The 25,928-nt window shown below is 36.4% G+C and carries 20 protein-coding genes; 15 read left to right on the forward strand and 5 right to left on the reverse strand.

The genetic code is table 11. From position 1 onward, the window contains the following. Window positions 1-8: 8 nt before the first annotated feature. The 3 genes from DRF57_RS14445 to DRF57_RS14455 form a co-directional block, all read right to left on the reverse strand. Window positions 9-3,374, reverse strand: a complete 3,366-nt coding sequence (locus DRF57_RS14445) for a T9SS type A sorting domain-containing protein (RefSeq protein WP_157969897.1) — start codon at window positions 3,372-3,374, stop codon at window positions 9-11. 306 nt (window positions 3,375-3,680) lie between these two features. After that, window positions 3,681-4,820, reverse strand: coding sequence for an EpsG family protein (locus DRF57_RS14450; protein WP_228450393.1), 1,140 nt, complete (start codon window positions 4,818-4,820; stop codon window positions 3,681-3,683). Further along, window positions 4,817-5,827, reverse strand: a complete 1,011-nt coding sequence (locus DRF57_RS14455; RefSeq protein WP_115919271.1) for a hypothetical protein — start codon at window positions 5,825-5,827, stop codon at window positions 4,817-4,819. The genes DRF57_RS14450 and DRF57_RS14455 overlap by 4 nt, the downstream gene beginning before the upstream one ends. 255 nt (window positions 5,828-6,082) lie before the next feature. Here DRF57_RS14455 and DRF57_RS14460 point away from each other — a divergent pair, with 255 nt between their 5' ends. The 5 genes from DRF57_RS14460 to DRF57_RS14480 are packed head-to-tail and all read left to right on the forward strand — an operon-like array spanning window position 6,083 to window position 12,654. Further along, on the forward strand, window positions 6,083-9,676 hold the full coding sequence (locus DRF57_RS14460; RefSeq protein WP_228450392.1) for an MMPL family transporter: 3,594 nt from the start codon (window positions 6,083-6,085) through the stop codon (window positions 9,674-9,676). 42 nt (window positions 9,677-9,718) lie between these two features. After that, window positions 9,719-10,633, forward strand: coding sequence for a hypothetical protein (locus DRF57_RS14465; protein WP_084087121.1), 915 nt, complete (start codon window positions 9,719-9,721; stop codon window positions 10,631-10,633). 1 nt (window position 10,634) lies between these two features. Further along, window positions 10,635-11,774, forward strand: a complete 1,140-nt coding sequence (locus tag DRF57_RS14470) for a beta-ketoacyl-ACP synthase III (RefSeq protein WP_115919275.1) — start codon at window positions 10,635-10,637, stop codon at window positions 11,772-11,774. Further along, complete coding sequence (locus DRF57_RS14475; RefSeq protein WP_047492494.1) at window positions 11,774-12,205, forward strand: hypothetical protein; 432 nt, start codon at window positions 11,774-11,776, stop codon at window positions 12,203-12,205. Before DRF57_RS14470 ends, DRF57_RS14475 begins: the two co-directional genes overlap by 1 nt. A gap of 5 nt (window positions 12,206-12,210) precedes the next feature. After that, window positions 12,211-12,654: an ABC transporter permease gene (locus DRF57_RS14480; protein WP_047492491.1), complete on the forward strand. Its 444-nt coding sequence runs from the start codon at window positions 12,211-12,213 to the stop codon at window positions 12,652-12,654. 422 nt (window positions 12,655-13,076) lie between these two features. On the opposite strand, the gene DRF57_RS14485 is transcribed toward DRF57_RS14480, so the two are convergent. Beyond that, window positions 13,077-15,989, reverse strand: a complete 2,913-nt coding sequence (locus DRF57_RS14485; protein WP_115919277.1) for a M16 family metallopeptidase — start codon at window positions 15,987-15,989, stop codon at window positions 13,077-13,079. Between the two features lie 378 nt (window positions 15,990-16,367). Here DRF57_RS14485 and DRF57_RS14490 point away from each other — a divergent pair, with 378 nt between their 5' ends. From DRF57_RS14490 to DRF57_RS14515, 6 genes are read left to right on the forward strand one after another with little or no spacing between them, the layout of a single operon-like run. Continuing rightward, window positions 16,368-16,772: a hypothetical protein gene (locus DRF57_RS14490; RefSeq protein ID WP_047492487.1), complete on the forward strand. Its 405-nt coding sequence runs from the start codon at window positions 16,368-16,370 to the stop codon at window positions 16,770-16,772. A gap of 56 nt (window positions 16,773-16,828) precedes the next feature. Next, on the forward strand, window positions 16,829-17,824 hold the full coding sequence (locus tag DRF57_RS14495; RefSeq protein ID WP_047492484.1) for a BtrH N-terminal domain-containing protein: 996 nt from the start codon (window positions 16,829-16,831) through the stop codon (window positions 17,822-17,824). 1 nt (window position 17,825) lies between these two features. Continuing rightward, window positions 17,826-18,584, forward strand: coding sequence for an ABC transporter ATP-binding protein (locus DRF57_RS14500; RefSeq protein ID WP_047492478.1), 759 nt, complete (start codon window positions 17,826-17,828; stop codon window positions 18,582-18,584). Then, window positions 18,571-19,839, forward strand: coding sequence for an ABC transporter permease (locus tag DRF57_RS14505; RefSeq protein ID WP_115919279.1), 1,269 nt, complete (start codon window positions 18,571-18,573; stop codon window positions 19,837-19,839). Before DRF57_RS14500 ends, DRF57_RS14505 begins: the two co-directional genes overlap by 14 nt. Window positions 19,840-19,892: 53 nt before the next feature. Then, window positions 19,893-20,321, forward strand: a complete 429-nt coding sequence (locus DRF57_RS14510) for an acyl-CoA thioesterase (RefSeq protein WP_047492471.1) — start codon at window positions 19,893-19,895, stop codon at window positions 20,319-20,321. Next, entirely contained in the window at window positions 20,318-21,451 is a 1,134-nt protein-coding gene (locus DRF57_RS14515) for a beta-ketoacyl synthase N-terminal-like domain-containing protein (RefSeq protein WP_115919281.1), read from the forward strand. The genes DRF57_RS14510 and DRF57_RS14515 overlap by 4 nt, the downstream gene beginning before the upstream one ends. Before the next feature lie 45 nt (window positions 21,452-21,496). Here the strand turns inward: DRF57_RS14515 and DRF57_RS14520 are convergent, their stop codons facing one another. Further along, window positions 21,497-22,435, reverse strand: coding sequence for a hypothetical protein (locus DRF57_RS14520; protein WP_146894365.1), 939 nt, complete (start codon window positions 22,433-22,435; stop codon window positions 21,497-21,499). Between the two features lie 275 nt (window positions 22,436-22,710). Here DRF57_RS14520 and DRF57_RS14525 point away from each other — a divergent pair, with 275 nt between their 5' ends. From DRF57_RS14525 to DRF57_RS14540, 4 genes are all read left to right on the forward strand, one after another. After that, on the forward strand, window positions 22,711-23,250 hold the full coding sequence (locus DRF57_RS14525; protein WP_115919285.1) for a beta-ketoacyl-[acyl-carrier-protein] synthase family protein: 540 nt from the start codon (window positions 22,711-22,713) through the stop codon (window positions 23,248-23,250). Between the two features lie 64 nt (window positions 23,251-23,314). Continuing rightward, the gene (locus DRF57_RS14530) at window positions 23,315-23,572 is read left to right on the forward strand and encodes a phosphopantetheine-binding protein (RefSeq protein ID WP_084087107.1); all 258 of its coding nucleotides are present in this window, start codon (window positions 23,315-23,317) and stop codon (window positions 23,570-23,572) included. A 76-nt stretch (window positions 23,573-23,648) separates the two neighbouring features. After that, on the forward strand, window positions 23,649-24,848 hold the full coding sequence (locus DRF57_RS14535) for a beta-ketoacyl-[acyl-carrier-protein] synthase family protein (RefSeq protein WP_047492462.1): 1,200 nt from the start codon (window positions 23,649-23,651) through the stop codon (window positions 24,846-24,848). After that, a complete protein-coding gene (locus DRF57_RS14540) occupies window positions 24,845-25,906 on the forward strand; it encodes a beta-ketoacyl synthase N-terminal-like domain-containing protein (protein ID WP_115919287.1) in 1,062 nt (353 codons plus the stop codon). The genes DRF57_RS14535 and DRF57_RS14540 overlap by 4 nt, the downstream gene beginning before the upstream one ends. Window positions 25,907-25,928 lie beyond the last annotated feature (22 nt).

Below are 25,928 nucleotides of genomic sequence, written 5' to 3' on the forward strand. Positions count from 1 at the left end.
CTACAGGTTTACCTTTTTATAATTTTCACAACAGCCTCAGAATTATTTATTCTTATTAAATATCCTCCCGGAACTAAAGAGGAAAGATCTGTTTGTTTATTTTCAAATTTTCCCGATTTCACAAGCCTTCCGGAAACATCAAATACTTCATAGGTATAGTCCTTATTTTCAGATTCTTTAAGGTAAAGAATATCTTTAAAAGGATTGGGAAACACTGAAATATGCATGGTTTCCGTTTTAAGCTCTATAGTACTGAACCCCACGGGACTTCCTATACCATTCCTCAGCGCAGTGATTACAAATTTGGAAGCAGGTCCTTCTTCTTTTCCAAAAGCATTATATTTAATTCTTACACACCGGCAACCCATTCCAAAATACGGATCATTATTATCATGAAAGGCTATCAGGCGATTGGCAGCAGAAGCCGCATCAAATAATACATTAACAGCTCTTCCCAGATAATTTGAAGCCAGTGCATCCGTCCATATTCCTGCATACTGAAAATTCACCACATTAAAAGTTCCTTGTGGAGACTGATTACCTACAACATTTCTGAATGCCCGGGAACCTGAGTCAGGATAATTTCCAATGCTATACGCATTATCTAAAAACTGATACCCGATTGTAGAAGTGGTAGATGGATTTCTCACACGAATTCCCTTATAGTCGGTCACAATACTATAGGAGGTCGCTATATTTTTATCCTTTTTATACCATGGAGTCTGTCCAAAATCCTGTCCGGAAACCAGCGCTACACTGGTAAGATCCGGAATTCTCCATCCTTCAGGACATGGATCGAAAGGAGATTTTCCTCCGCCTCTTCCCCATCTTTCCGGAGCAAGATTGGGCTCATTAGCAACCCAGTCTGTTCCATTGGTATAGTTGGGCGACGCACTGTTAAATGGTGAAAAAGTACTTGGTATCATAAAAGCCAAAGGGTTCTGCACTGAATAAGATATTATTTTATTCACTTTATCAACCGGTTTATCTATTCCCTGAATACCCGAAGCGGGAGCATATGTATCATAAGGAACTATATATCCTGCTGAAAGGTTATTATAGGTTGCAGCTGAAAGTGTAGTATATGAAATGCTGCCATTATCCTGAACCTTCCCTAAAAATACATTGAAAGAGGCTCGGTTATCCGCATATTGAAATGTAGGAAAAGGATCTTTCCTTCCCCATTGGTAATGCAATCCTGTAGATGCTCTTATCTCTGAAAGCTCAGAAGCAGTAGGAGTTAACGGATTTTCAACATTGGGAAAAGCAGACAAAGCACCTATATTCCGGTCCAGAAATTCAGTCATCAGTACGATATCTGCTTTGTTTACATAATTTACATAATTCACGGCTTCTTTGACCGGCAGCTCTGTTGTATACGCGTAAGAAACCACAGGAGTATTCGTAATCCAGATATGCCAGCTCCAGTATACAGGGTTTGTAATGCTTCCGTTATGCAGTGTTATAACTGCATTTCCACTCTGGTTAGGCCGTATCTCTACTGATATGCGTGAAAATCTGATATCCTGAAGTGTAGACGGAGATGGGTTGACCATGGAAACACTGCTAATGAGGTTGACATTGGTAGTCCAGAGAACATTGGCTTTCAGATTATTAAAACTTGAGGAAATCAATATATTGGGGTTATTCAGCACCTGACTCTGCACCGAGAAAGCTTTACTGACAGGAATTTCCACAGTATAGGGCTGTGTACTTTTTGTAGCCAGATAGGTATTAGGGTTATTGATTCCTTCTTTGTAATCTGGCACTGCAGCAGGTATATATTCCGTTGGAAAATCATAATCATTGATCTTATACAACGGATCTTTTATACATCGGCATCCATTGGCATCTGAAGTATACATTCCGGACATGGGCATATAAAAATATCTTCCCCGGATATTGGGATAACCCGGATCGGGCACATCAGGTTGTCCTTTATCCGGAATCATCGTTAAGCCCCTGACACTAACTGAAGGAGAAGTATCAAAATGCCTGGTCATAGTAGCCGTCCATAATGCAGTATGATGCTGATCACTATATTGCCCTAAATGAGCATTCCTGATGAGTTGCCCGGTCCCCGGAAATACTCCCATATCATAACCGTTAACACTTGAGAGATCAAATCCCAAGTTCGGGTAGATCTTAAAACCGGTCATAAACGCCGGAACACCTGCGTCTGTCGGTTTTATAATGTGGTATTTATTGGCTTCGAAAGCATTTTTTCCTATATTGGTTTTAACTCCAAAAGGGGAAAAATCTACTCTGATATCATCTATATAAGAGGAAGATCCAAGATTGGCAACAAGCATAGACGGAATACGCCAGCCATTCGGACAAGGGTCATATGGGGATTTATCTCTATATGGTTTGGCACTGCTGTCGTTATTATAGCCTTCCGCAATTTTCCCTTGTGAATTATCAGACCAAAGATTAAGTTCCGAGAGCCTGTTATCAGGTAAATCAGAAGTTCGACCAAACCAATTTACAGGAAGATTGACGTCATTATTGTAATAGGCCTGCCCGGAATTATCATTCTTATTAATATAGATCAGGCCCAAAGGATTTTTTACAGAAAGCCTGATGTTATTTGTCACCTCTGCTGCAGAAAGCAGTACTACTTTCGTAAGGTCATCAATACTTACCGCATTGGTGAAATTTTTTGCCGCTCTATGTCTTACCCGCCCTATAGATCCTGATGCTTCATAGAAATCATTCCCTCTTGTTACCAGGGGCGGAATAGGGTCTTTTCTTCCCCATTGATAAAGCAATCCATTGCTTCTGTTCCAATCCGATGCAGTAATAGAACTGGTAAGAGCTCCCAGGTTTCTATCCATCCATTTCCACTCAAAATCAGGAATAAGCTCAACACTACCGTCTGATCTTAACCTTTGAAGGTTCTCAAAACTTTTATAAGATGAGCCATTGGAAGGATCATCGGTAACCCATACATGCCAGCTCCAGTAGATTTCTCCATTCACTCTGAAAGCAATAACTGCATTTCCTTTTTTAGTCTTATTAACGGGAACTTTTATTTTCGCATCCTGCCCTGATCCCGAAATTTCTAAAGCATAGGCCGCTCCTGATTTAATCAAACCATGCACATCTTCCCAAAGCACATCTGCTGTCACTGTCCCTCCAGGAATTCCGTTTCCTTTAATATAAGAATCACCTTCCCACATAGCATAAGCTTTTCTTACAGGAATAAACAAACCGTCACTACTTTGAGCAGGATCAAAATAATAGCTGTTAGGCGCCTTTTTCCAGTCAGGAATAACAATCAAACCAGGATTATTCTGAGGCTTATTCAACGAATCCAACTCCCTCGAAGTCAAAACGTTTACGCTATATCCAATTGAAGAAAGATCCTTCATGGACATTATGTTACCTTTAAAACAGAGACCAATCGACACTAAGCAAAAAATTGCTGCTAATTTTTTTACTAAACGTTTCATATTCTGGTTTTGTGTGTACTACAGAAATACAATTTTTAAGCCTACATCAAAAAAAACAGATTTAATTTAAAAATAAGCATATCATATTTTAATTAAAATAAAAATAATTAAAAATAAATCAATTACCGCTAAAAACTCACTATTCTTATATAACGAGATATTATTATATTGCAAAAAAGACAGCTCACTAAGAGCTGTCTTTTTCTTAAATTTTTTGAATATTTTCTAAGGAAGAATATGGTTCTTATATAAATCTATGGAGAACCTTCCCGCTTTTATATTATTAAAGGATGCAAAAACAATAAAATTAAATACTACCAAAGCAATGATAAATGCATAGATCATATTTTTAACCCTGGCCGAGACCACATACATTGCATTAGGAATTATAATATATGAAAACCCGATAAATGCTCCCGCAAGACGGGACGAGAATATAGGATTGTTCCTGAAAATAAAGTAGAAGCAAATTCCTACCACGGCATAATTCCGGTGGTATTCGTAGTAAGGATACAGCTCTTTCATCTTGGTATCAAAAACAAAGAGGAAAAAGGTAAGAATTGCCATCATTGCTTCCGGAATACCAATACCCCCATTCAATCTTTGTACAGTCTCATCCATATATCCGTTAAACCCTTCTACCAATGTACTTTCTTCCGTCATTCCATTTAAAAAATCTCCAAAGACCCTATAGATTTCAAAGGGCGACAGAAAGACGGAACCTATGATCATAATCAGCATAACGGTCTTGTTCAGAGGAACCCGGGCCAGCCAATACATGGGCAAAAACAGATAACATACACTATGAATTCCCGATCCTAAAAATATAAAGAACAGGTAATGCCACAGTTTTCTTTCTTTGATATAGCGTATTGCAAAATAGACGATAAAGGTACCCAGGTTTTGTCTTATCTGCCCACTTTCTCCGATGAAGAAGTTCGGAATAAACATAAAAAGGGTAAAGGTAAAGGGGTAAAAAGTATTGTCTTCTGTGTATTCTATCTTAAAGCTTATTGCAAAAATGGCTATAACAAGGGTGACAATATAAAAAGGGGCATTAAATACATTAAGCAATATCTTATTAATCAATGTATAGAGCCATTCTACATCCAGGGTATCCGGCCCCTTCAAATGGAGCATCTTCATAAAGATACTGTAATAGCTTTTCGTATCGGAATAAATATAAATACCCCGATAACTACCATAATCCGGCCCTACACTATCACGAAGCCCGGCAATGATGATCAGATAGATACCCAGAAACCAAAACCATTTTTTATCTACTTTTTTACCATATACCTCCTGAACACTGAAGAACAGCATATATATAATTGCAATAATATAATATGGATGTAATAAACTCATACTAACTGAATCTCTGCTGTTTTTTTAAACTGGTGAAATGTTATGATAATCCCGGTCAGAATCAAAGGAAGAAAGAGTCTCACTTCCCAAAACAATCCGACTAAGGTAATCATAATAAGATAAGGCAGTGAAAAGAAAAGATATTTGCCAAATACAAACCTGTTTTCTCGAACGGTACAAAGCCTATATATAAAATAAAGAACGATGACTGCAAAAACCAATCCCGCCAGATTAAACGGACTTGAAAAGTTTCTGTCTATATAAAAACCTTCTACAAAGGTAGTTTCTTCTGTGGTAATAAATTTTCTTAATCCAAGATAGGGAACCAGAAAAGCAACAACCAATGGAATTATTATCCATACAAATTGGTAATTTTTTTCCTGAACGTCTTTCACATTAAAGAAAACCGCCGCAAAAAAAGCAATATTAAGACATGCCGTTTCCCTTACAAAGGTGGAAATAATGATCAGGACGATTAAACTTCCATAATACCCCTTTTGCTGTGTATGCAGATATTTCAACGTAAGAAAAACACCTGATAAGTAACAAAATAAGGCAATAGTATCACAATTTGTAGGTGCATATTGAGCGATAACAATGAAAAAAACTGAAAGTAAATGAATGACCCTTCTTTGATTAACATCAGAAAACAACGTTTTAAACTGAAGCATTTTATTAATAAGAACCGAACAGAGGATAAAGAAAAAACTGTTCATCAGAAAAAGGCCATGATAAAATGGTGTTCCATTCTTAGACAGAAAATCTTTAAAGAAGGAAAAAGGCCCATTGATCAGATAATACATCACATCCGTCATCTGTACACTGAGATAATTAGGAATCACCCTATAAGCATATACAGAGGAAAATAAAAATTCCGGAGTTTTTTCTGATGTTTTCAACCTTGTATAGGAAGATTCAAATCCATAATAAGACATGGCAAACAGCAGAAGCGGAAGTACTATCACAAATAGAAATCCGTTTATTTTTTCATCATTTTTTTCCAACATATCTAAAACAGATTCTTATTTTTTAATAATAATTGTGGTTTAAAATACATTTCATTAAAGGGGAACTTTTGCAAAAGTAGAATATTTTTTCATTCTGCCTAGAATATTTTATTGATTTTCAGACAAAACTTATCCCTCAATTATTTTGAACTAATACTTAAAAATTTAAATTTGCAGACTTGACTTTTAATTGTAATGCATCGTTTTTTCATATTTTTATATTATCTGATTTCTAAAAACAAAACTATTGCTGTATTGAGTGCATTAGGAATCGCGGCTTTGTGTATTTTTTTCGCTTCAAAAATCAACTTTGAAGAAGACATCAATCAGATTATTCCTAAAAATGAAAAATCTGATCTTACGGCAAAAGTTCTTAAGCAACTTAACTTTTCAGATAAGATTATTGTTATTATAGAAAATAAATCCGGTGAAGACAGCTTTCAGCTTTCTGAAACAGCAGATACCTTTTTACAGAAAATTGAACCTTTACAAAAATACATTGGTTCGGTTCAGGGCAAAGTAAATGACAATGAAATTTCGGAAACATTTGATTTTGTCAATCAGAACCTCCCTCTGTTTCTGAATGAGAATGATTATAAGGAAATAGGACAAAAACTTCAGAAAGACAGTATTGCCCGGCAGGTGGAGAACAATTATATATCATTGGTCTCTCCTACAAGTCTTGTTACCAAAGAATTTATCAAAAAAGATCCTTTGGGACTTACTTTTTTGGGAATCAAAAAACTGAATGCCTTAAACATCAGTAAAGATTTCAAACTTGAAGACAGCTATATCGTTACCAAAGATGGTAAGAACCTCTTACTGTTTATTGATCCCAGGAATAAAAGCAATGACACCAAAGGCAACGAAGCTTTTGTGAATCAACTTAATACGATAAGGGAAGCTATTAATAAACAGTTCAAAGGCAAAACTGAAATCAGTTATTTCGGATCTCCGGTCATTGCTGTGGCCAATGCCCAGCAAATCAAAAAAGATATTCAGAATACGGTCATCATTTCAATGACGGTACTTCTGGTCCTGCTGATTTATTATTTCAGAAATGTCTTTACCCCTATTATTGTTTTTCTACCCACAGTATTTTCTGTGCTACTCGCTCTATTAATATTATATTTTATCAAGGATAAAATCTCAGCCATTTCATTAAGTGTAGGGGCTATTCTTATTGGTATTACCATTGATTATGCCCTGCATATCCTCACTCATTATAAACACAATAATAATATTGAAGAGCTATATAAGGAGATTACACAACCCATCATTCTTAGTAGTGCAACCACTGCCGTTTCTTTTTTATGTCTGGTTTTTGTACGCTCTGAAGCATTAAAAGATTTGGGGCTTTTTGCTGCCATCACCGTTATTTTATCTTCCATCAGTGCATTGATCATCGTACCTCAGCTTTATAAGCCTAAAAAAGCATCGGAAAAACACAATACAAATTTTATAGACCGAATTGGTTCATATCCGTATGAAAAAAACAAACCCTTGATTATTGGTTGCTCTTTAATTATTCTGGCCTGTTTATTTGGCTTCAGACATGTAGGCTTCAATGAAGATATCGGTGATTTGAATTATATCCCGAAAGAACTGAAAATAAGTGAAGCGAAACTTCAAAAGCTTTCTGATATCACTTCAAAGTCGATCTACACAATCTCATACGGAAACTCCGAAGAAGAAGCATTGGCCAGAAATTCAAAGTTGAATCAATTCCTTGAAAAAGAGAAGAAAGAAGGGAAAATTTTAAGCTACAATTCAATTGGTAACATTGTCCTTTCTGAAAAAGATCAACAAAAGAAATTGGCCGAATGGGAACGTTTCTGGGATACTGATAAAAAGAACAACACCATTTCTGAACTGATCAGCAATGGAAACAAATTTGGATTCAACAGTTCAGCTTTTGATAATTTCAATGAGGTTTTACATAAAAAATATTCGGTTTTAAGATTGAAAGACTATGAAAGTGTAAAAGCATTACAGATTTCAGAATTCTTAAGCAACGAAAACGGTTTTTACACCGTCTCAAATGTTGTAAAGGTAGACGAAAACAAAAGAGATGCTTTCATTAAAGATATTGAAAAGAAACACGATGCTCTCGCCATTGACCGTCAGCAAATGAACGAAAATTTTCTTGGTCTGTTAAAAAGGGACTTCAGTACTTTAATCAACTATTCTCTTTTAGCGATCGTTTTAACCATTATTGTTTTCTTCAGAAATTTTGAACTGACCGTTCTTACCATGTTTCCGATTGTTTTAACTGGAATTGTTACTGCTGGAATCCTTTATTTTCTAGGTCTGGAACTCAATATATTCAGTACAGTGGTATGTACCCTGGTCTTCGGGGTAGGTGATGATTTTAGTATCTTCCTCACACAGGCTATGCAAAAAGAGCATACTACAGGGAAAAATGAACTTCCAACTTACAGAACATCAATTATTCTGGCTGTGTTCACTACGATACTTTCTATTGGATCCCTGATTTTTGCCAAACATCCGGCATTACATTCTTTAGCATTGGTTGCTTTAATCGGGATGTTCTCTGTGATTATCATTACCTCCACGTTATATCCGTTCTGGTTCAGGCTCTTAATTACCAATAGAACCAAAAAGGGACTTTCTCCAATTACATTCAGATTATTCCTTAATTCATTTTTATCATTTTTATATTATGGATTGGGAGGACTGTTATTTTCAGCTTTCGGAAGTTTTTTCGTAAAAAATGCTAAGGGGAAAACCTTAGATATTATAAAACTGATCTTAGCCCGGTTTTTAACATCGGTACTTTATTCAAATCCTTTTGTCAGGAAAAAAGTCATCAGAAATACCTCTGAAGATTTCAGTAAACCGGCAGTGATCATTGCCAATCACACTTCTTTTTTAGATACCCTGGCTATTGCTATGGCTACTCACAAAATTATTTACCTGGTCAATGATTGGGTATATGAATCTCCTGTATTTGGAAAGCTGGTAAAAGCATTAGGTTTCTATCCCGTTTCCCAGGGTATTGAAAATGGAATGGAAAAACTGAAAGAAAAGGTTAATCAGGGGTATTCCCTTGTCGTTTTTCCTGAAGCAGAACGTTCTTATACCCATGATGTCAAAAGATTCCACAAAGGAGCTTTCTATCTTGCCGAGCAGTTTGGCTTAGATATCCTACCCCTTTATATTCACGGAAATTCTGAGGTACTACCGAAAGGAGATTTCATTATTTATGACGGAAGCATTACTGTAAAGGTAGGAAACAGAATTAGCAAAGACGATACAAGCTTCGGAACTACCTATTCCGAAAGAACAAAAAAGATCAATGCTTACTTCAGGAACGAATTTGCCAAGCTTAGAGAAGAACTTGAAGATGAGAATTATTTTAAAAAGAAATTACTCCTAAGCTACTTATATAAAGACACCGATGTAGTACAAGAGGTAAAAAAAGATTTCAACACCTATAAATCTGTTTATTTTGAACTCAACAACCACATTTCTAAAGATGCCAACATTCTGCATATAGCAAATGATTTTGGGCAAAAAGATGCTTTACTGGTACTTTATCAGGCAAGCAGAAAAGTCTTCTCATTCATTAAAAACAAGGAAAAAAGAGAAGTTGCCGCCCAATCTTATCTGGTGAAAAACAGGAAGCTTCACTATATACAGGATCTTGCGGAAGTTAATAAAAAGATGGATGTACTGCTTATTTCTGATGAAGGATTTTCACTGAATAACATCCAGGTCCTTCCGGAGATTATCATTTTTGTTAATATAAATAATACCTCATTTAAAAACGAAAATTACACATTAAAATTCAGCTCTGACTCATTAAAAGTATTTAAAGCTGAATAATAAATATGAAAAACATATTTTTGTAAACGTTAAAAAATAGTAATGAAAAAAAACATACTTGTAATATATTATTCACAAACCGGCCAACTGGAGGATATTGTGAGAAATATTGCCAGGCCTTTTGAAGCTCAGAAGGAAGAATATCATATTACCTATTATAATATTAAGCTGAAGGAAGATTTTCCTTTCCCCTGGCCAGGTGATGTTTTTTTCAATACCTTCCCGGAGTCTTATCTTCAGATCCCTAAAGAAATACTCCCTCCATCGGAAGAAGTACTGAATACAAAATACGACCTCATCCTATTCGGATATCAGGTATGGTATTTAACGCCTTCTATTCCTATTATTTCATTCCTTAAAAGTGGGTATGCAGAGAAGATTCTTAGGGATACCCCTGTGGTGACCATTTCCGGAACAAGAAATATGTGGATGCTTTCCCAGGAGAAACTTAAGGTCTATTTAAAAGACTTAAAAGCAAAACTCGTTGGAAATATAGCTCTGGTGGACAGACATGATAATTATACCAGCGTATTGACTATCTTACGATGGCTGACAACAGGCCAGAAAGAAAAGTCGGGAATTCTTCCCGCAGCCGGCATTTCTGAGGAAGAGATTACAGGGTCTGTAAAATATGGAGAGATCATCAAAAATCACTTTAAAGATAATGATCTGGTGAATTTACAACCGGATCTGGTAAAAAACGGAGCCATTGAAATCCGTCCGTTTCTGGTACGGGTAGAAAAGGTAGGAAATAAAATTTTCACCGTATGGTCTAATCTGATTATAAAGAAAAAAGAGAAACGCCCATTGCTGATAAAATTCTTTAAGGTATATTTGATGGCAGCGATATGGATTATCTCACCAATCGTTTTGGTCTTACACCTGCTTACAACCCCTATATTTTGGTTTAAAAGACAAAAGCAAAAAAGATATTTACAAGGAATTAATTTAAAATAGAATGTACGACGTATTTATAACAAAAGCATCAACATACTTACCCAATGAGCCGGTATCGAATGATGAAATGGAGACCTATCTCGGTCTGATCAATGATGCGCCTTCTAAAGCAAGAACACTTATTTTAAGAAATAACAAAATCACAACAAGATACTACGCTTTAGATAAAGAAGGGAATCCTACGCACTCCAATGCGCAGATTACAGCAAAGGCAATCGAAGGGCTTTTTGATGAAAATTTCAAAAAGGAAGATATGAAATTATTATCTGTGGGAACTACTTCTCCGGACCAAATGCAGCCTTCACACGCTTCTATGGTTCATGGCGAGCTGAATATCGGAAAATCTATTGAGATTAATACCGCTACAGGTCTTTGTAATTCCGGGATGAATGCCCTTAACTACGGATTCCTTTCTGTAAAAGCCGGTATACACCAAAGTGCTGTATGTGCGGGTTCTGAGAGAATGTCTGCATGGATGACTGCTGATAAATTCAACCATGAAGCTGAAAATTTAAAATTATTGGAAGAAAGACCTATCATCGCATTCAAAAGAGAGTTCCTAAGATGGATGCTTTCTGATGGGGCAGGTTCTTTCCTGTTAGAAAATAAACCCAGAGAAAACCAGATCTCTTTAAAAATAGATTTCATCGACTTCTACTCCTACGCTCATGAAATTGAAGCATGTATGTATGCAGGATGCGAAAAACAGGAAGACGGAAGTTTAAAATCATGGGCAGATTATTCATCTGACGAGTGGTTAAAGCAATCTATCTTTGCATTGAAACAAGATACTAAAATCCTGGATAAATATATTCTGGTAAAAGGAGCAGAAAGTTTAAGATCTTCTTTTGACAAACATAATTTAGATCCTGAAAAAATAGACCATGTTTTGGCCCATATTTCTTCAGGTTATTTTAAAGAAGGCTTAAAAGATGAGTTCGCGAAAAAAGGAATGGATTTCCCTTGGGAAAAATGGTTCTACAACCTTTCCGATGTCGGAAATATTGGAGCAGGTTCTATTTTCATTGCCTTGGAAGAAATCATGAATTCCGGCAAACTGAAAAAAGGAGAGAAAGTACTTCTTTGCGTTCCTGAAAGTGGAAGATTTGCCTATTCTTGTGCCTTATTAACTGTTTGCTAATGGAGAACAGACTGCCAACATCCGACAAAGATTTTGTAGAAAGCCTTATTCCACAAAGATTCCCTTTTGTGATGGTATATGAGCTTACAGAATACTCTGAAAACCATCTGATTTCCGGATTTGAAATAAAAGAAGACAACATCTTTGTTCAGAACGGAGTTTTTCAGGCTTCAGGTATGATAGAACATCAGGCACAAAGTGTTGCATTACACACAGGTTATAAATATTTCCTGCTAGGGAAAGAAGCTCCTACAGGATATATTGGAGCTATAAAATCCTTTGAAGCGGAGGTACTGCCTAAAACCGGAGATCGTCTTATCTCAGAAGTTACCATTCTTAATGAAGTAATGGGAGTAACACTTGTAGATATCGTTACCAGATTAAATGGTGATGTGATAGCAAAATCTCAAATGAAAACTGCTGTAAAATAAGTCTAATGGAAATCAGGGAAGACCAAATGATCAATATACACAACTTTCTGCCTCATCGTGAACCGATGTTGATGGCTGATCATATCTTGGAATTAACCAAAGAAAAAGTTGTGACTTCCTTTGAAATAAAAGAAGAGAATATCTTTGTTCATAACAATGAATTCGTTGAAGCCGGGCTTATTGAAAATCTGGCGCAAACCTGTTCTTCCATCCTTGGACAAAGTTTTTTCGAAAACCCTGAAGCAGATACAAAAGTGATCGGCTTTATTACCAATATCAAAAAAATTGAAGTTTTTGCCCTTCCAAAAGTAGGGGATAAAATTATTTCAAGAGCCTCGCTTGTTTCTCAGTTTGAAAACATTTGCCATATCTTCTGTGAAACTTTCAATCATGATGAATTATTAATCAGAGCTGATATCAGCCTTTTTATTCAGGAGGTCAAATCGTAATAATCAATTCAAAATAAAAACAAAAAGCTGTACCGCAACGTACAGCTTTTGTTTTTTACAGTAGTAAAATACTTATTTTCTTTCATAGCCTGCCAGGTCTCCGTTCCGATTCCGATTTCAACCGCTCAACTGGTGATATATTTTGTTTACAACGTAATAAAATTGCCAATAAAATCTGAAAAATACAGAGTTAAAAAGATAACACCTTCTCCAGAACAAAACCATAAAACAATATAATTCAAATAATTACATCGTAAAAAAAACCAACCCAGGCTTTGATAAAAAAAATATCACACTGATGTATTTCACGTGAAACATTATATAAATCCGTGAAACCTGCATCATCACAAACATACTCATATGAACAATAAAAAAGGTGAGACATTCCTGCCTCACCTTTTTATTATATCAATCCAAAAAGATTAGTACCCAAAGATCTCCTCAAGAGACACTTCCTGGAATTCACCCATTTTGTTGATCGATTCCATATTCAGGTTCTCCTTCTTACCGATGATCGCTGTATTATACTGTACAGGTTTCACTTCTGTATTGTAGAATCCTGTAAGCTGAGGCAATGTCAGCCCCTGGATTTCTGCATAAGTATCTTTTCTGATATCATAATCAATACCTAATTTTTTCAGCGCAAGCTGGCTAAAGAAGATATTCGTTCTGTTTACTCTGTTAGAAGCAATCTGCTTCAGGGCAGAACCTCTTGCATTATCAAACTGTGCCGGGATTTGTGGCAATTCTGCCATCAGATCGTTCATTGCACTTACAGCCAAAGGAAGCTTATTAGACTGTGTTCCGATATAATTGGTAATATAATTTGCATGTCCTTTTTCTGATGCATTACCATAAGAAACATAGGCTGAATAGGCTAAAGATTTACTTTCTCTGATCTCCTGGAAAACAATTGAAGAAAGACCTCTTCCGAAGTATTCATTAAAGACATTTGATTTTCCAAAGTTGCTAAGGTTTACCGTACTTCCTTTTGCTACTTTAGCCATCTCCATCTGAACCATATCGTAATTGGTGAAATACACTTTTCCTGTTGTAGCTGGTTCCGTATATTCTTTAGCTTTTGCAGGCTGAAGACTTGTATTAACGACATACGGCTTCACCGCTTTCTCCAGACCTGCCTGATCCTGCCCGTAAAGGAATATCTGATAAGGATACTGATTCAACGTTTTAATTTTTTTCATCAGTTCTGTAACATCTATACCCTCAAGACGATCTTTGGAAACAATATCTGTCATTCTTGAATCCTTACCATACTTGGCATAATTCGAAAGAGCGGCCATGATTCTCCCTTTATCTTTCTTTCCTACGGCTCTTTCCTCCAGGATCGTTTTCACAGTCTGACTGTATATTGCTTTATCTGCTTTTACATTCGTCATCCAGTGATTCATCAGCTCTACTCCTTTCTTCATATTGCTTTCAAGACCGGTCAGAGTAACGATCATCTGATCATTGGAAGTTCTTATACTGTTACTGATTCCTAATTTATAGAATTCTTCTTTTAACTGCTCGGGAGTATATTTATCTGTACCAAGATAACCAAAAACAGTTCCTGCGATAGAAAGTTCTTTATCATTATCCGTTCCGAAAGGGAAAACATAACTTACCTGAGCAATTTCATTATACTTATTTTTCACAAAGCTTACCGTCTTATCTTTGACTTGTGAGGTTTGAATCGCTGCTTTATAATCAATAAACTCAGGCTTGATTTCGGCTACTTTTGTATTTAAAATACCTTTAAGAAAAGGAGACTGAACTTCTCTGTTCAGTTTAATGGGAGTAATCCCCGGGTTTTCTACCCGTACAAGCTTATCGTTGACTCCTTTTTCTTTATAAACGACTACGTAATTATCTTTAAAAAATTCATTAGCAAACTTAACCACATCTGCTTTTGTGATCTTCTCATACTCATTGATCTCATCCAGCTCCTGCTCCCATGTTCTTCCTTTAATATAAGAACCGTAAAGCTCTGTAGCTAATCCGTCTGCTGTTTCCCAGCCTTTCATACGCTGAACTTTCTTATCATTTACAATAGCTTTGAATATCCAGTCGGGGAATTGTCCCTTTTTCACAAGATCAAGCTGATCAAGCAACAACTTTTTAGCTTCATCAAAGCTTTGTCCTTCTTTAGGAGTAACACTCAGTGCAAACAGACCATACATTTTGAATGGTGATTCATAAGCCCCTGCTCCAAGAGTCTTTTGCTTCTGATTGATATTAAGGTCAATTAATCCCGCATCACCATTGTTGCTTAAGATTTCTGCAACAACGTCTGCAAGTCTGGCTTCCTGGCTTCCGTAAGAATCTGTTCTCCATGCCATGGTCATTCTTTGGGTAGACGGGCTTTTTACAGTTCTGGAAACCACTTTTGTCATAGGCTCTTCCGTTACCATTTTTTTCATCGGAAGATCTTTGTATTTGAAAGCACCAAAATATTGATCAACTAATTTTATAGTTTTGTCAAAATCAATATCTCCCACCAATACTACAGCCATATTATTAGGAACATAGTAGGTATCAAAATACTTATGAATTGCAACCATTGAAGGGCTCTTCAGGTGTTCTGAAGTTCCGATCGTTGTCTGCTGTCCGTTCGGATGTTTAGGGAAAAGGGCTTCCATTAAAGCATAGTTCACAAGACGTCCGTCATTATCCTGAGCTCTGTTGTATTCTTCATACACGGCCTCAAGTTCTGTATGGAACAGACGCAACACCAATTCTGAAAAACGCTCTTTTTCTACTCTCAGCCATTTTTCCAGTTCGTTGGATGGGATATTGTTTTTATAAACAGTTTCATCCAGCCAGGTATGGGCATTGGTACCTGTTGCTCCCAGTGAAGAGATCGCCTTGTCATATTCATTGGCAATAGCATATTTTGAAGCCTCCTGGGATACCTCATCTATCTTTTTGTAAAGTTCTTTCTTTTTCGCAGGATCTTTTTCAGCTTTATGCTGCTCGTAAAGATCAGAGATTTGCTGTAGCAAAGCCTTTTCTTTTACCCAATCCTGAGTTCCAAGATTGGATGTACCTTTGAAAACCATATGTTCAAGGTAGTGGGCCAATCCCGTATTATCACTTGGATCATTATTGGATCCTGTTCTTACAGGAATATAGGTTTGAATTCTCGGAGCATCTTCATTTTTTGCAAGATACACCTTCAGTCCGTTTTTCAAAGTATATACTCTTACACCGGCCTGATCATTCTTTACCGTTTCATAGGTATACCCTTGAGCATCCGTAAGCTTTTGTGTTTCGAATTTCTGCGCCATCGCACTTAACATGCAGAAAAGCGAAACAGAAATAAAAAATTTCTTCATAGTTGGTATTTAATAATTAATTTTTATAATCAAATTTCTCAAAAACATTAGTCTTACTATATAATACACTTGTTACAGCAAATCCATTACAAAGCAAATAATAGCACTCTATGGTTGGATAAGGTGGTATTATTTTCGATTAAAAATAAAATACTGGTATGTAGATCTAATAAAGCAGTAAGGCTAAAACAGACTCGATCCAACCTGATAAACAACACCCATCTATTCACCCATACACCCTATCTTTCAAGACAATAACTCCTCAAAATTTAATATGATTTACATATAATGTATTTTCACTATTTTAGCCAACTGATTAAAAAAATCAAAACAGGTGAACCATTTTTCATCTGGAATCTAAAAAATAATATTATTTAGATGAAAAAACAAGATCTGCCCCAAGACGAAAGTAATCTGAAATCCGCGAATATGACAGAAGTTCTGTATGTAACGGATGAAAACAACAATTATACTACGGCAAACAGCACAGGCTGGGATGCAAAGAAAGCTGCTTTGGATGAATCTATGGAACTCATTTATGAAAGAATTGAGGAAGCCAGGCAAAACGTTGCCAATAATACCGTAAGTCCCATCGTTTATTTTATGGAACTGAATAAAATGGATCTTGGAGTACTTGCCTCATATGTAGGCATGTGGCAATGGAGGGTAAAAAGACATTTTAAGCCCAGAATATTTACAACACTAAGCGAAACTGCACTGAAAAAATATGCTGACGCATTTGGAATTTCAGTGGATGAATTAAAAAACTTCGATGGGAAATAAATGGAAGCAGTCTATGCAGAATTCCATTGAACCAATGAAAAAGATAAAAGCTACAAATGAAATTAAACTTTGAACACCATCAGACTGCGCATTGCGAAAACGGTGTTGCTTCTAATCTATTGCTTAATAAAGGACTGAAACTAAGTGAACCGATGATCTTCGGAATAGGTTCCGGATTATTTTTCGTGTACCTTCCCTTTTTAAAGGTGAATTTTGCGCCTGGCTTCAGCTATCGTCCGATGCCTGGTGCTATTTTCAGCAAAGCAGCCAAAAGATTGGGAATTAAAATCAAGAGAGAAAAATTCTCCAATCCTCAGGATGCTCAAAAAGCACTGGAAAAAAATCTTGAGCAAAATATCCCTACAGGACTACAGGTAGGAGTCTTCAATCTTACTTATTTCCCTGAAGAATATAAATTCCACTTCAATGCCCACAACCTTGTGGTATATGGTAAAGAAGACGGAAAATTCCTGATCAGTGATCCTGTCATGGATTATGTCACTTCACTTTCTGAAGCCGAACTGGAAAAAGTAAGATATGCAAAGGGAGCCCTTCCCCCAAAAGGACATATGTACTACCCTATTTATGTTCCTGAAAATATCAATCTTGAAGAAGCGATAAAAAAAGGAATTAAGGATACCTGTAAAAATATGCTGGCACCGGTACCGCTTATTGGAGTAAAAGCCATGAGATGGGTAGCCAAAAGTATCCCTAAATGGGCAGAAAAGAAAGGAACGAAGGTAACCAACCATTATCTGGGGCAACTGATCAGAATGCAGGAAGAAATAGGAACCGGCGGAGGTGGTTTCAGATTTATTTATGGAGCCTTTCTTCAGGAAGCAGCAGTAATCCTCAAAAATGACCAGTTGAAAGAACTATCGCAGGAAATTACAGCGATTGGTGACCTTTGGAGAGACTTTGCCGTAGACATTGCCAGAGTGTATAAAAACAGAAATTCAAAAAGCAATATCTACAACGAGCTTTCAAAAACGATGCTTCATATTGCAGATCTGGAAGAAGCTTTCTATAAAAAACTGAGAAAAGCAATCTGATATGGCAGAGAATATGATTGAGGTTAAAAATTTATATAAAAAATACAAAAATTCCGATGAATTTTCTGTCAATGATATCTCTTTGAATATTGGCAAAAATGAAATCTATGGAATTCTTGGACCTAATGGAGCGGGGAAGACCACTTTGATCTCCATGCTCTCGGGGCTCATCAAGCCTACTTCCGGGAAATTTCTGATCAACGGATTATCTCCTCAGAAGGATAACTCTACCATCAGACAGATCATTGGTATTGTCCCTCAGGAATATGCACTTTATCCCACTCTGACAGCAAGAGAAAATCTCATGTTCTTCGGAAGCCTGTATGGTTTAAAACATAAGCAGCTCACCCAAACCATTGATGAATCTCTGGAAATTATGGGGCTTTCAAAATTTGCCGATAAACAGGTAGGGCAGTTTTCCGGAGGAATGAAACGCCGTTGTAACCTCATCGCAGGAACACTTCATAACCCGAAAGTTTTATTTTTGGATGAACCTACGGTAGGAGTTGATGTTCAATCCAAAAAAGTGATTATTGATTTTCTTCAGGAACTGAATAAAAATGGGACTTGTATCATTTATACTTCACATCACCTTTCAGAGGCCGAAGAATTCTGTACGAAAATTGCCATCATTGATAAAGGAAAGATTCATGCAGTAGGAACCCCGGAAGAACTGGTTTCCCAAATTGCTCACGCCGAAAACCTGGAGGATGTTTTCATTTCATTAACCGGAAAAGAATTAAGAGATGTTGTTGTATAAACTGTGGAGGAGTTTTATTAAGGAAATTCTTCTCCTGAAAAGAGATATCGGAGGAATAGTCATCATTTTTGTGATGCCTTTGCTTTTAATTGTTACCATTACCCTGATTCAGGATTCCACCTTTAAAAATCTTGAAGGCTCAAAAATCCCTATTATTTTTATTGACAATGATCAGTCAGAGGTTTCCAAGAGTATAAAAGGTGAGCTGGAAAACAGCAAAACATTCCAACTACTGACCAATTTCAACGAAAAATCGGCTCAGAAAGCAGTCTTCTCCGGAGAGTATCAGATGGCTATTGTCATTCCTGAAGATCTGACTAAAGACCTCAATGCCAATATTGATTCAAAAGTTCAGACCATTGTAAGTTCCTTTGGATTGGAAACGGATACTGCAGCAGTCAAAAAAACGGATTCAAAAACAAAAGAAATTCACTTATACTTTGATCCTGCTACCAATGCCGGGTTCAAAAATTCGGTTATGAATTCTGTCAATAAGATGGTTTTTGAAATCGAGAATAAAAAGATTTATAAAGCATTCCAGGATCAGCTGGGAACAACAGAGAATCTCAGTGAGAATAAAAACCTGATCAGCTTTAAAGAGATTACACCCAAGAAAGGAAAAATGGATGTGATGCCGAATTCCGTTCAGCATAATGTTCCTGCATGGGCTCTTTTTGCCATCTTTTTCATCGTTGTTCCGCTCTCTATCAATCTGGTAAAAGAAAAGAGCCAGGGAACCAGCGTGCGGGCAAGAATAAGCCCAACTCCCTATTTCGTTCATATTTTAGGAAAAACATTTACCTATCTTATCATTTGCATCATCCAGTTTTTACTGATGGTAGCAGTAGGAATATATCTTTTCCCTTATATGGATCTTCCGGCATTTGATGTTTCTGGAAAAATGTTTCAGCTTATTACGGTAACCTTGTTTTCAGGGCTTGCAGCCATTGGATTTGGCGTTTTGCTGGGCACCATAGCGGATACCCAGGAGCAGTCGGCACCTTTTGGAGCCACTTCGGTTGTTGTGTTGGCCGCTATCGGAGGAATATGGGTTCCTGTATTTTTAATGCCTGAATTCATGCAGACCGTAGCCAAGTTCTCTCCTATGAACTGGGGACTGAATGCTTATTATGACATTATCTTAAGGAACAGCGGAATTGGGGGAATTGCTAAAGAATTAATATTTTTATTTGTATTTTACCTTGTCACCATATCCATATCCATTTTTTATGAAAGAAAACTCCATAATGTTTAAGCCAGGAGTTTCCTTACCCCACAAAAACAAAAAAATATAGGAAGAAAACAAAAATGCAGTCTAAAGAAAACATATTAACCTGTACTGAAGAAGTAAGAGTACGGTTCAATGAGACGGATCCACTGGGAATTGTCTGGCACGGTCATTATATTGTTTATTTTGAAGATGGCAGAGAGGCTTTTGGCCGTCAGCATGGTCTTACGTATCTTGATATTCAGAAAGCAGGATTTGTAACACCTATTGTAAAAAGTACCTGTGAGCATTTTCTTCCTTTAAAATATGGTGAAACCTTCAGAATTGTCACTACATTTATCAATACGGTTTCAGCCAAGCTGATCTACAGGTATGAGCTTTTCAACCAGGAAGATAAATTGGTTTGCAGTGGAGAAACTATCCAGGTATTTCTGGACAGCGAAGGAAATTTATGTCTTTACAATCCTGAGTTTTTTCAAACCTGGAAAGATAAAATGGGATTATCATGATGAAGGAAATTTTTATTACAGATTATAATTGCGTTACTCCCCTTGGATTTAATGTAAATTCCAACTGGAGTTCACTGTTAGAAGGGAAATCAGGAGTAGCACTACATAAAATTACAGAAAATCAGGAAGCTGTTTACGCCTCTATGATTGATTCTGAAAAACTGAACGAAGAATTCAGTAAAAACTTTGAAAATCAAAGTTTCACAAGGCTGGAGAAGATGATCCTTCTAAGCTTGAAACCTTTGATAGAGAGCCATCCTGTCACAGCAGACACGGCACTTATCCTTTCCACTACAAAAGGAAATGTGAGTTTATTAAAAAATCAGACTGTTTTACCCGAAGGTGCTTACCTTGCTGTGTTAGCACAGAAAATTGCAGATTTTTTTGGGTTTAAAGCCAAGCCTATTGTTGTTTCCAACGCTTGTGTATCCGGAGTAATGGCTATCGCTGTTGCCAAAAATATGATTCAGGCAGGACAATATAAGGATGCCTTTGTGATCGCAGGAGATGAAATTACAGAATTTGTGATTTCAGGTTTTAATTCTTTCCAGGCCATTGGTACAGAAGCTTGCAAGCCTTATGACAAAAACCGGAACGGAATCAATATCGGAGAAGCCGGAGCTTCGGTATATATTACCTCTTCTCCCTCTGAAACTGAGAAATTCAGATTTAAAGTGGCAGGAGACTCCGCGGTGAATGATGCCAATCATATTTCAGGACCTTCAAGAACCGGAGACGGTCTGTATGCAAGTATCAGAAATGCCATGGCAGAAGCAAAGGTTTCTTCAGACCATATTGATTTTATTTCGGCTCATGGAACAGCTACCCTGTACAATGATGAAATGGAAGCTATTGCATTCAACAGGATGGAACTTCAAAATGCTCCGCTAAACAGTATGAAAGGATATTACGGACATTGTCTTGGAGCTTCCGGATTGCTGGAAAGCATTATTTCAATGGAGAGTGCCCGCCACCATACATTACTTCCGTCTAAGAATTTTGAAGAAATGGGAATATCCCAACCCTTGAATATTATCAAAGAAAATCAGACTGCAACCATTCAATATATTTTGAAAACAGCTTCAGGATTTGGAGGATGTAATGCAGCGATTGTATTGGAGAAATGCTAATTTAACTATATCATAACTAAAAATAAGACCACCAAATTGGTGGTCTTATTTTTGCCGGTAGGTTGCTTTCCAAAGTTTAACTGAGTCTTCAACATATCTTCCTGCAATTGGAATTACTTTTCCATTTTCAATTCTATAATACTTTTCAGGAAACTTGAATTGTTTTAGTTGAGTAATTTGTTCATCAGAACCAGAACCAGTACCTGGCAGATTAAAATAAATCGATTGATCAAAAGTTATGGCAGTTGGTTGATTGTTTTCAGATTTATAATACCCTTCCATATAAGTATCAACCGGAGTTGCCCATCTTCCATCTACAGTTTTATATACTGGAAAAAACTGATATTTCATTTGGATTAAATCACCACAGTATTCTCCGATAAAAGTTAATACATTATCATAATTCCTAAAATCATATTCAAACTTACTAATATGATCAAAAGCATTAAATGTAATCTCCGAACTAGGATAATGATCTCCCAATTCCTGTTCTATTTTATATTCACCCTTATATTCACTATCCACTATGTCCTCGCAATATTTAGAAGTATCAACAGTCGTAACCTTCATTTTTTTTCCCACGAAAATATATAGCTTAGATGGGGTTTCCTGATTACACTTATTAATAGAAACGCATGGCATAGGTTTTAAAAATACCTTAATATTATGTTTTATAATATCTGCCACCTTATATTTCTGGGTAATATATTTTCTTTTATAAAAATAGAGTGTATCTGTAGGTTTTGCGGTTATAGAATAATTTCCAGCAGAATCTGGATAGGTGGAAAAAACTTTATTATTAACCAGTTGATCGTACCCATCCCAGTTTTTATCTTTAAATGCCTTATCTCGAAACTTTCTTAAAGTATCATTAACACTAATTGCCATTCCCATTCTTCCTAGAGAATCTTTAGCAATACCTTGAACAGTTAATGTCTGAGATTGATAAAGAGTAGAACAAAGAATTAAAAATGAACAGATCATTTTTTGTAAAAAAGTTGTTATCATAATCGATAAAAATATCCTATTTCAAAATTTCCTTTTCATTATTTTATGAAAGTCAAATCCATTGTATATAGTAACCTGATGACACGTCTAATAATGTTTATTTGCAGCATTTTTAATTCGTCAAATATAGCTATTTTATTCACACACCTGTGCAAAAAGCATTTCTAACTCTCAGCATTATGGTATAAAACCAATAACTGTTAGCCATCATTCCAAATTATTTTATATTTGTAAAAAATGGAAGCGCATTAATGAGGAAAATCAATACCTGCACCATAGAAAATTCAAAAATAACCGTTGATGGAAACCTTATTTTTGAAAGTGAAAGCAATACATTCCCGGAATTTGCCAAAGAAGCTTATAAAAATCTGGAGCTGAACTATCCTAAGTTCCACAAAATGGACAGTCTAAGTAAACTGGCCTTCCTTGCTGCTGAAATGATATTGAAAGACGGGGATCATAGCCGGACCGCTCTGGTTCTTGCCAACAAATCATCCAGTCTTGACACTGATTTCAAATATCAGGAAAGTATTAATTCCCAGGAAAATTATTTCCCAAGTCCTGCAGTATTTGTTTATACCTTACCCAATATTTGTGTAGGTGAAATCAGTATCAAACACAAAATGCAGACGGAGAATGCTTTTTTTGTTTTGGATGAATTTGATGAAAATTTTTTAAACAATTATTCGGAGCAGCTCCTCCGATCCGGAAAAGCAGATAAAGTATTATGTGGCTGGGTTGAATTGTTTCAGGAAAATTACAAAGCTTTTGTATATTTGCTAACCTTATAAAAAAGTAACAATATAACAGTGTAGCAATGTAACAATTATTGGTAAACTGGTAAATGATATAATTATGGAAAACTTAAAAACTGAATTGAAGCACAAAATTATTGAAGTTCTTAACCTTGAAGATGTTTCTGTAGATGAAATCAAAGATACAGATCCATTATTCGGAGGCGGATTGGGACTTGATTCTATCGATGCTTTGGAACTTATCGTTCTTCTTGATAAAGATTACGGAATAAAATTAGCTGATCCTAAAAAAGGAAAGGAAATTTTCCAATCTATCGATATTATGGCTCAATTTATCGAAAACAACAGAACAAAATAAACTAATACAACAATCTAACGGTGTAACAATGTACCAATAATTGGTAAACTCTTACATTGTTACAGTACTTACTAAAATGAGCCAAAAAATTGCCATAACAGGAATGGGCATCATTTCCTCTATTGGAAACAATGTGGAGGAAAATTTTATTTCACTACAATCCGGGAAGCACGGAATTTCAGATATCCAGATGTTTGAAACCCGTCATGCCGGAGCGATTAAAACAGGTGAAGTAAAGTTATCTAATGAAGAACTTATACAAAAGCTTCAGCTTGATGAAGACAATAATGTAACAAGAACTTCTTTATTAGGAATGGTTGCCGCAAAAGAAGCGATAGAAAGTGCCGGAATTTCAGAGATCAACGGATACAGAACCGGATTGATTTCTTCTACCAGTGTAGGGGGAATGGATATCACTGAAAAGTATTTCTACTCTTATGAAAACTTTCCTGAAAAGCAAAAATATATTGATGCTCATGATGCCGGAAACTCCTCATTGGCTATTGCGGGTTATCTGGGATTGAAAGGCATGGTTTCTACCATCAGTACCGCCTGTTCATCTGCAGCCAATGCCATTATGATGGGGGCCAAGCTGATTAAAAACGGAGTTTTAGACCGTGTCATCGTGGGAGGTACCGATTCTCTTTCAAAATTTACTTTGAATGGATTCAATACACTGATGATTCTTACAGATTCTTATAATACTCCTTTTGACAATGATAGAAAAGGACTAAACTTAGGAGAGGCAGCCGCTTTTTTGGTGCTTGAATCTGAGGAAATTGTAAAAAAAGAAAATAAAAAAGTTCTTGCTTACCTTTCCGGTTATGGAAATGCTAATGATGCCCATCATCAGACAGCTTCTTCAGAAAACGGACAGGGCGCATTTCTGGCCATGCAGCAGGCTCTCAAGATCTCGGGATTAGCTAAAGAAGACATTAACTATATCAACGTTCATGGAACCGCAACTCCTAATAATGATTTATCAGAAGGAATTGCTATGATCAGAATCTTTGGGGAAAACCAGGTTCCTGAATTCAGTTCAACAAAAGCATTTACAGGACATACTCTGGCCGCCGCTGCCGGGATCGAAGCTGTTTTTTCAATCTTAGCAATGCAAAACGGTCTCATTTTTCCGAATCTTAATTTTACAACGAAAATGGCAGAGTTTGACTTAACACCTGTCACTGAACTTAAAAAGAAGGATATCAATCATGTACTTTCCAATTCATTTGGATTTGGAGGAAACTGTTCAACCTTAATATTCTCAAAATCATGAGTTCCGTTTACATCAACAGTGCATCCTGCATATCTGTTCAGGACACTTTAAACGAAAACATCCTACAGAATCTTAGTCCTGAAAGTTCAGTACAAATGCTAAAAGCGATAGAACCTAATTACAAAGAATTCATTCCTCCTGCTATGATCAGAAGAATGTCTAAAACAGTAAAAATGAGTTCCGTTGCTTCACATTATGCATTACAGGAGGCAGGAATCACACAGCCGGATGCTATTATTGTAGGAACCGGAATGGGCTGTTCTCAGGATTCTGAAAAGTTTTTGAAAAATGTAATTGATAATAATGAGGAGTTTTTAACGCCTACATTCTTTATCCAATCTACCCATAATACAGTTTCAGGGCAAATTGCTTTAGCACTGCAGTGCCATGCTTATAATTTCACCTATGTAAATACCTCTTCATCTCTGGAGTTTTCATTACTGGATGCTCAGCTTCAGATCAAAGATGGAGAAGCCGAAAATATCTTGGTAGGCTCTACCGATGAACAGACCGGCAGAACGATGGAACTCTACTGCCTGCACAACATCATTAAAAAAGAAAAAGATCTTCCTGCAGATTATTTACATTCCACAACTGATGGAGTAATCTGGGGCGAAGGAGCCAGTTTTTTTGTAGTAGGAAAAAATAAGACTGAAACTTCTTATGCAAAGCTTACAGACATTCGGATTATCAATACATTAGAACTGAATGAAACTCAGGATTTTATTCAGGATTTTCTAAAGAAAAACAATCTCTCAGACCGTGATATTGATGCGGTTATTCTAGGTTTCAGCGGAGCTGCAACATCTGATGTATATTATACAGAAGCTATGAATATATTTCCAGCTTCAGCTTTACTCTATTACAAACATTTAAGTGGAGAATTCAATACAGCCAGTGGTTTTTCAACTTTTTTAGCCTGTCATATTCTTAAAGAACAACAGATTCCGGAGGTAATGATGGTCAACGGAAATACAAAAAGTGAAGTGAAAAACATACTTTTATATAATCATCTGGCAGGGCATGATCATAGTTTGGTATTACTGGAAAGAGTGTAATTGACAAAAAGACAAACCAACA

Source organism: Chryseobacterium rhizosphaerae, from assembly GCF_003385455.1.
Classification (GTDB): domain Bacteria; phylum Bacteroidota; class Bacteroidia; order Flavobacteriales; family Weeksellaceae; genus Chryseobacterium; species Chryseobacterium rhizosphaerae.

Coding starts and splice junctions, on each gene's coding strand:
- DRF57_RS14505 (WP_115919279.1), top strand. CDS start 18,571: ATGTTGTTGTATAAACTGTGGAGGAGTTTTATTAAGGAAATTCTTCTC.
- DRF57_RS14465 (WP_084087121.1), top strand. CDS start 9,719: ATGAAAAAAAACATACTTGTAATATATTATTCACAAACCGGCCAACTG.
- DRF57_RS14540 (WP_115919287.1), top strand. CDS start 24,845: ATGAGTTCCGTTTACATCAACAGTGCATCCTGCATATCTGTTCAGGAC.
- DRF57_RS14515 (WP_115919281.1), top strand. CDS start 20,318: ATGATGAAGGAAATTTTTATTACAGATTATAATTGCGTTACTCCCCTT.
- DRF57_RS14490 (WP_047492487.1), top strand. CDS start 16,368: ATGAAAAAACAAGATCTGCCCCAAGACGAAAGTAATCTGAAATCCGCG.
- DRF57_RS14520 (WP_146894365.1), bottom strand. CDS start 22,435: ATGATCTGTTCATTTTTAATTCTTTGTTCTACTCTTTATCAATCTCAG.
- DRF57_RS14475 (WP_047492494.1), top strand. CDS start 11,774: ATGGAGAACAGACTGCCAACATCCGACAAAGATTTTGTAGAAAGCCTT.
- DRF57_RS14525 (WP_115919285.1), top strand. CDS start 22,711: ATGAGGAAAATCAATACCTGCACCATAGAAAATTCAAAAATAACCGTT.
- DRF57_RS14535 (WP_047492462.1), top strand. CDS start 23,649: ATGAGCCAAAAAATTGCCATAACAGGAATGGGCATCATTTCCTCTATT.
- DRF57_RS14445 (WP_157969897.1), bottom strand. CDS start 3,374: ATGAAGGATCTTTCTTCAATTGGATATAGCGTAAACGTTTTGACTTCG.
- DRF57_RS14485 (WP_115919277.1), bottom strand. CDS start 15,989: ATGAAGAAATTTTTTATTTCTGTTTCGCTTTTCTGCATGTTAAGTGCG.
- DRF57_RS14470 (WP_115919275.1), top strand. CDS start 10,635: ATGTACGACGTATTTATAACAAAAGCATCAACATACTTACCCAATGAG.
- DRF57_RS14530 (WP_084087107.1), top strand. CDS start 23,315: ATGGAAAACTTAAAAACTGAATTGAAGCACAAAATTATTGAAGTTCTT.
- DRF57_RS14480 (WP_047492491.1), top strand. CDS start 12,211: ATGGAAATCAGGGAAGACCAAATGATCAATATACACAACTTTCTGCCT.
- DRF57_RS14455 (WP_115919271.1), bottom strand. CDS start 5,827: ATGTTGGAAAAAAATGATGAAAAAATAAACGGATTTCTATTTGTGATA.
- DRF57_RS14495 (WP_047492484.1), top strand. CDS start 16,829: ATGAAATTAAACTTTGAACACCATCAGACTGCGCATTGCGAAAACGGT.
- DRF57_RS14510 (WP_047492471.1), top strand. CDS start 19,893: ATGCAGTCTAAAGAAAACATATTAACCTGTACTGAAGAAGTAAGAGTA.
- DRF57_RS14500 (WP_047492478.1), top strand. CDS start 17,826: ATGGCAGAGAATATGATTGAGGTTAAAAATTTATATAAAAAATACAAA.
- DRF57_RS14450 (WP_228450393.1), bottom strand. CDS start 4,820: ATGAGTTTATTACATCCATATTATATTATTGCAATTATATATATGCTG.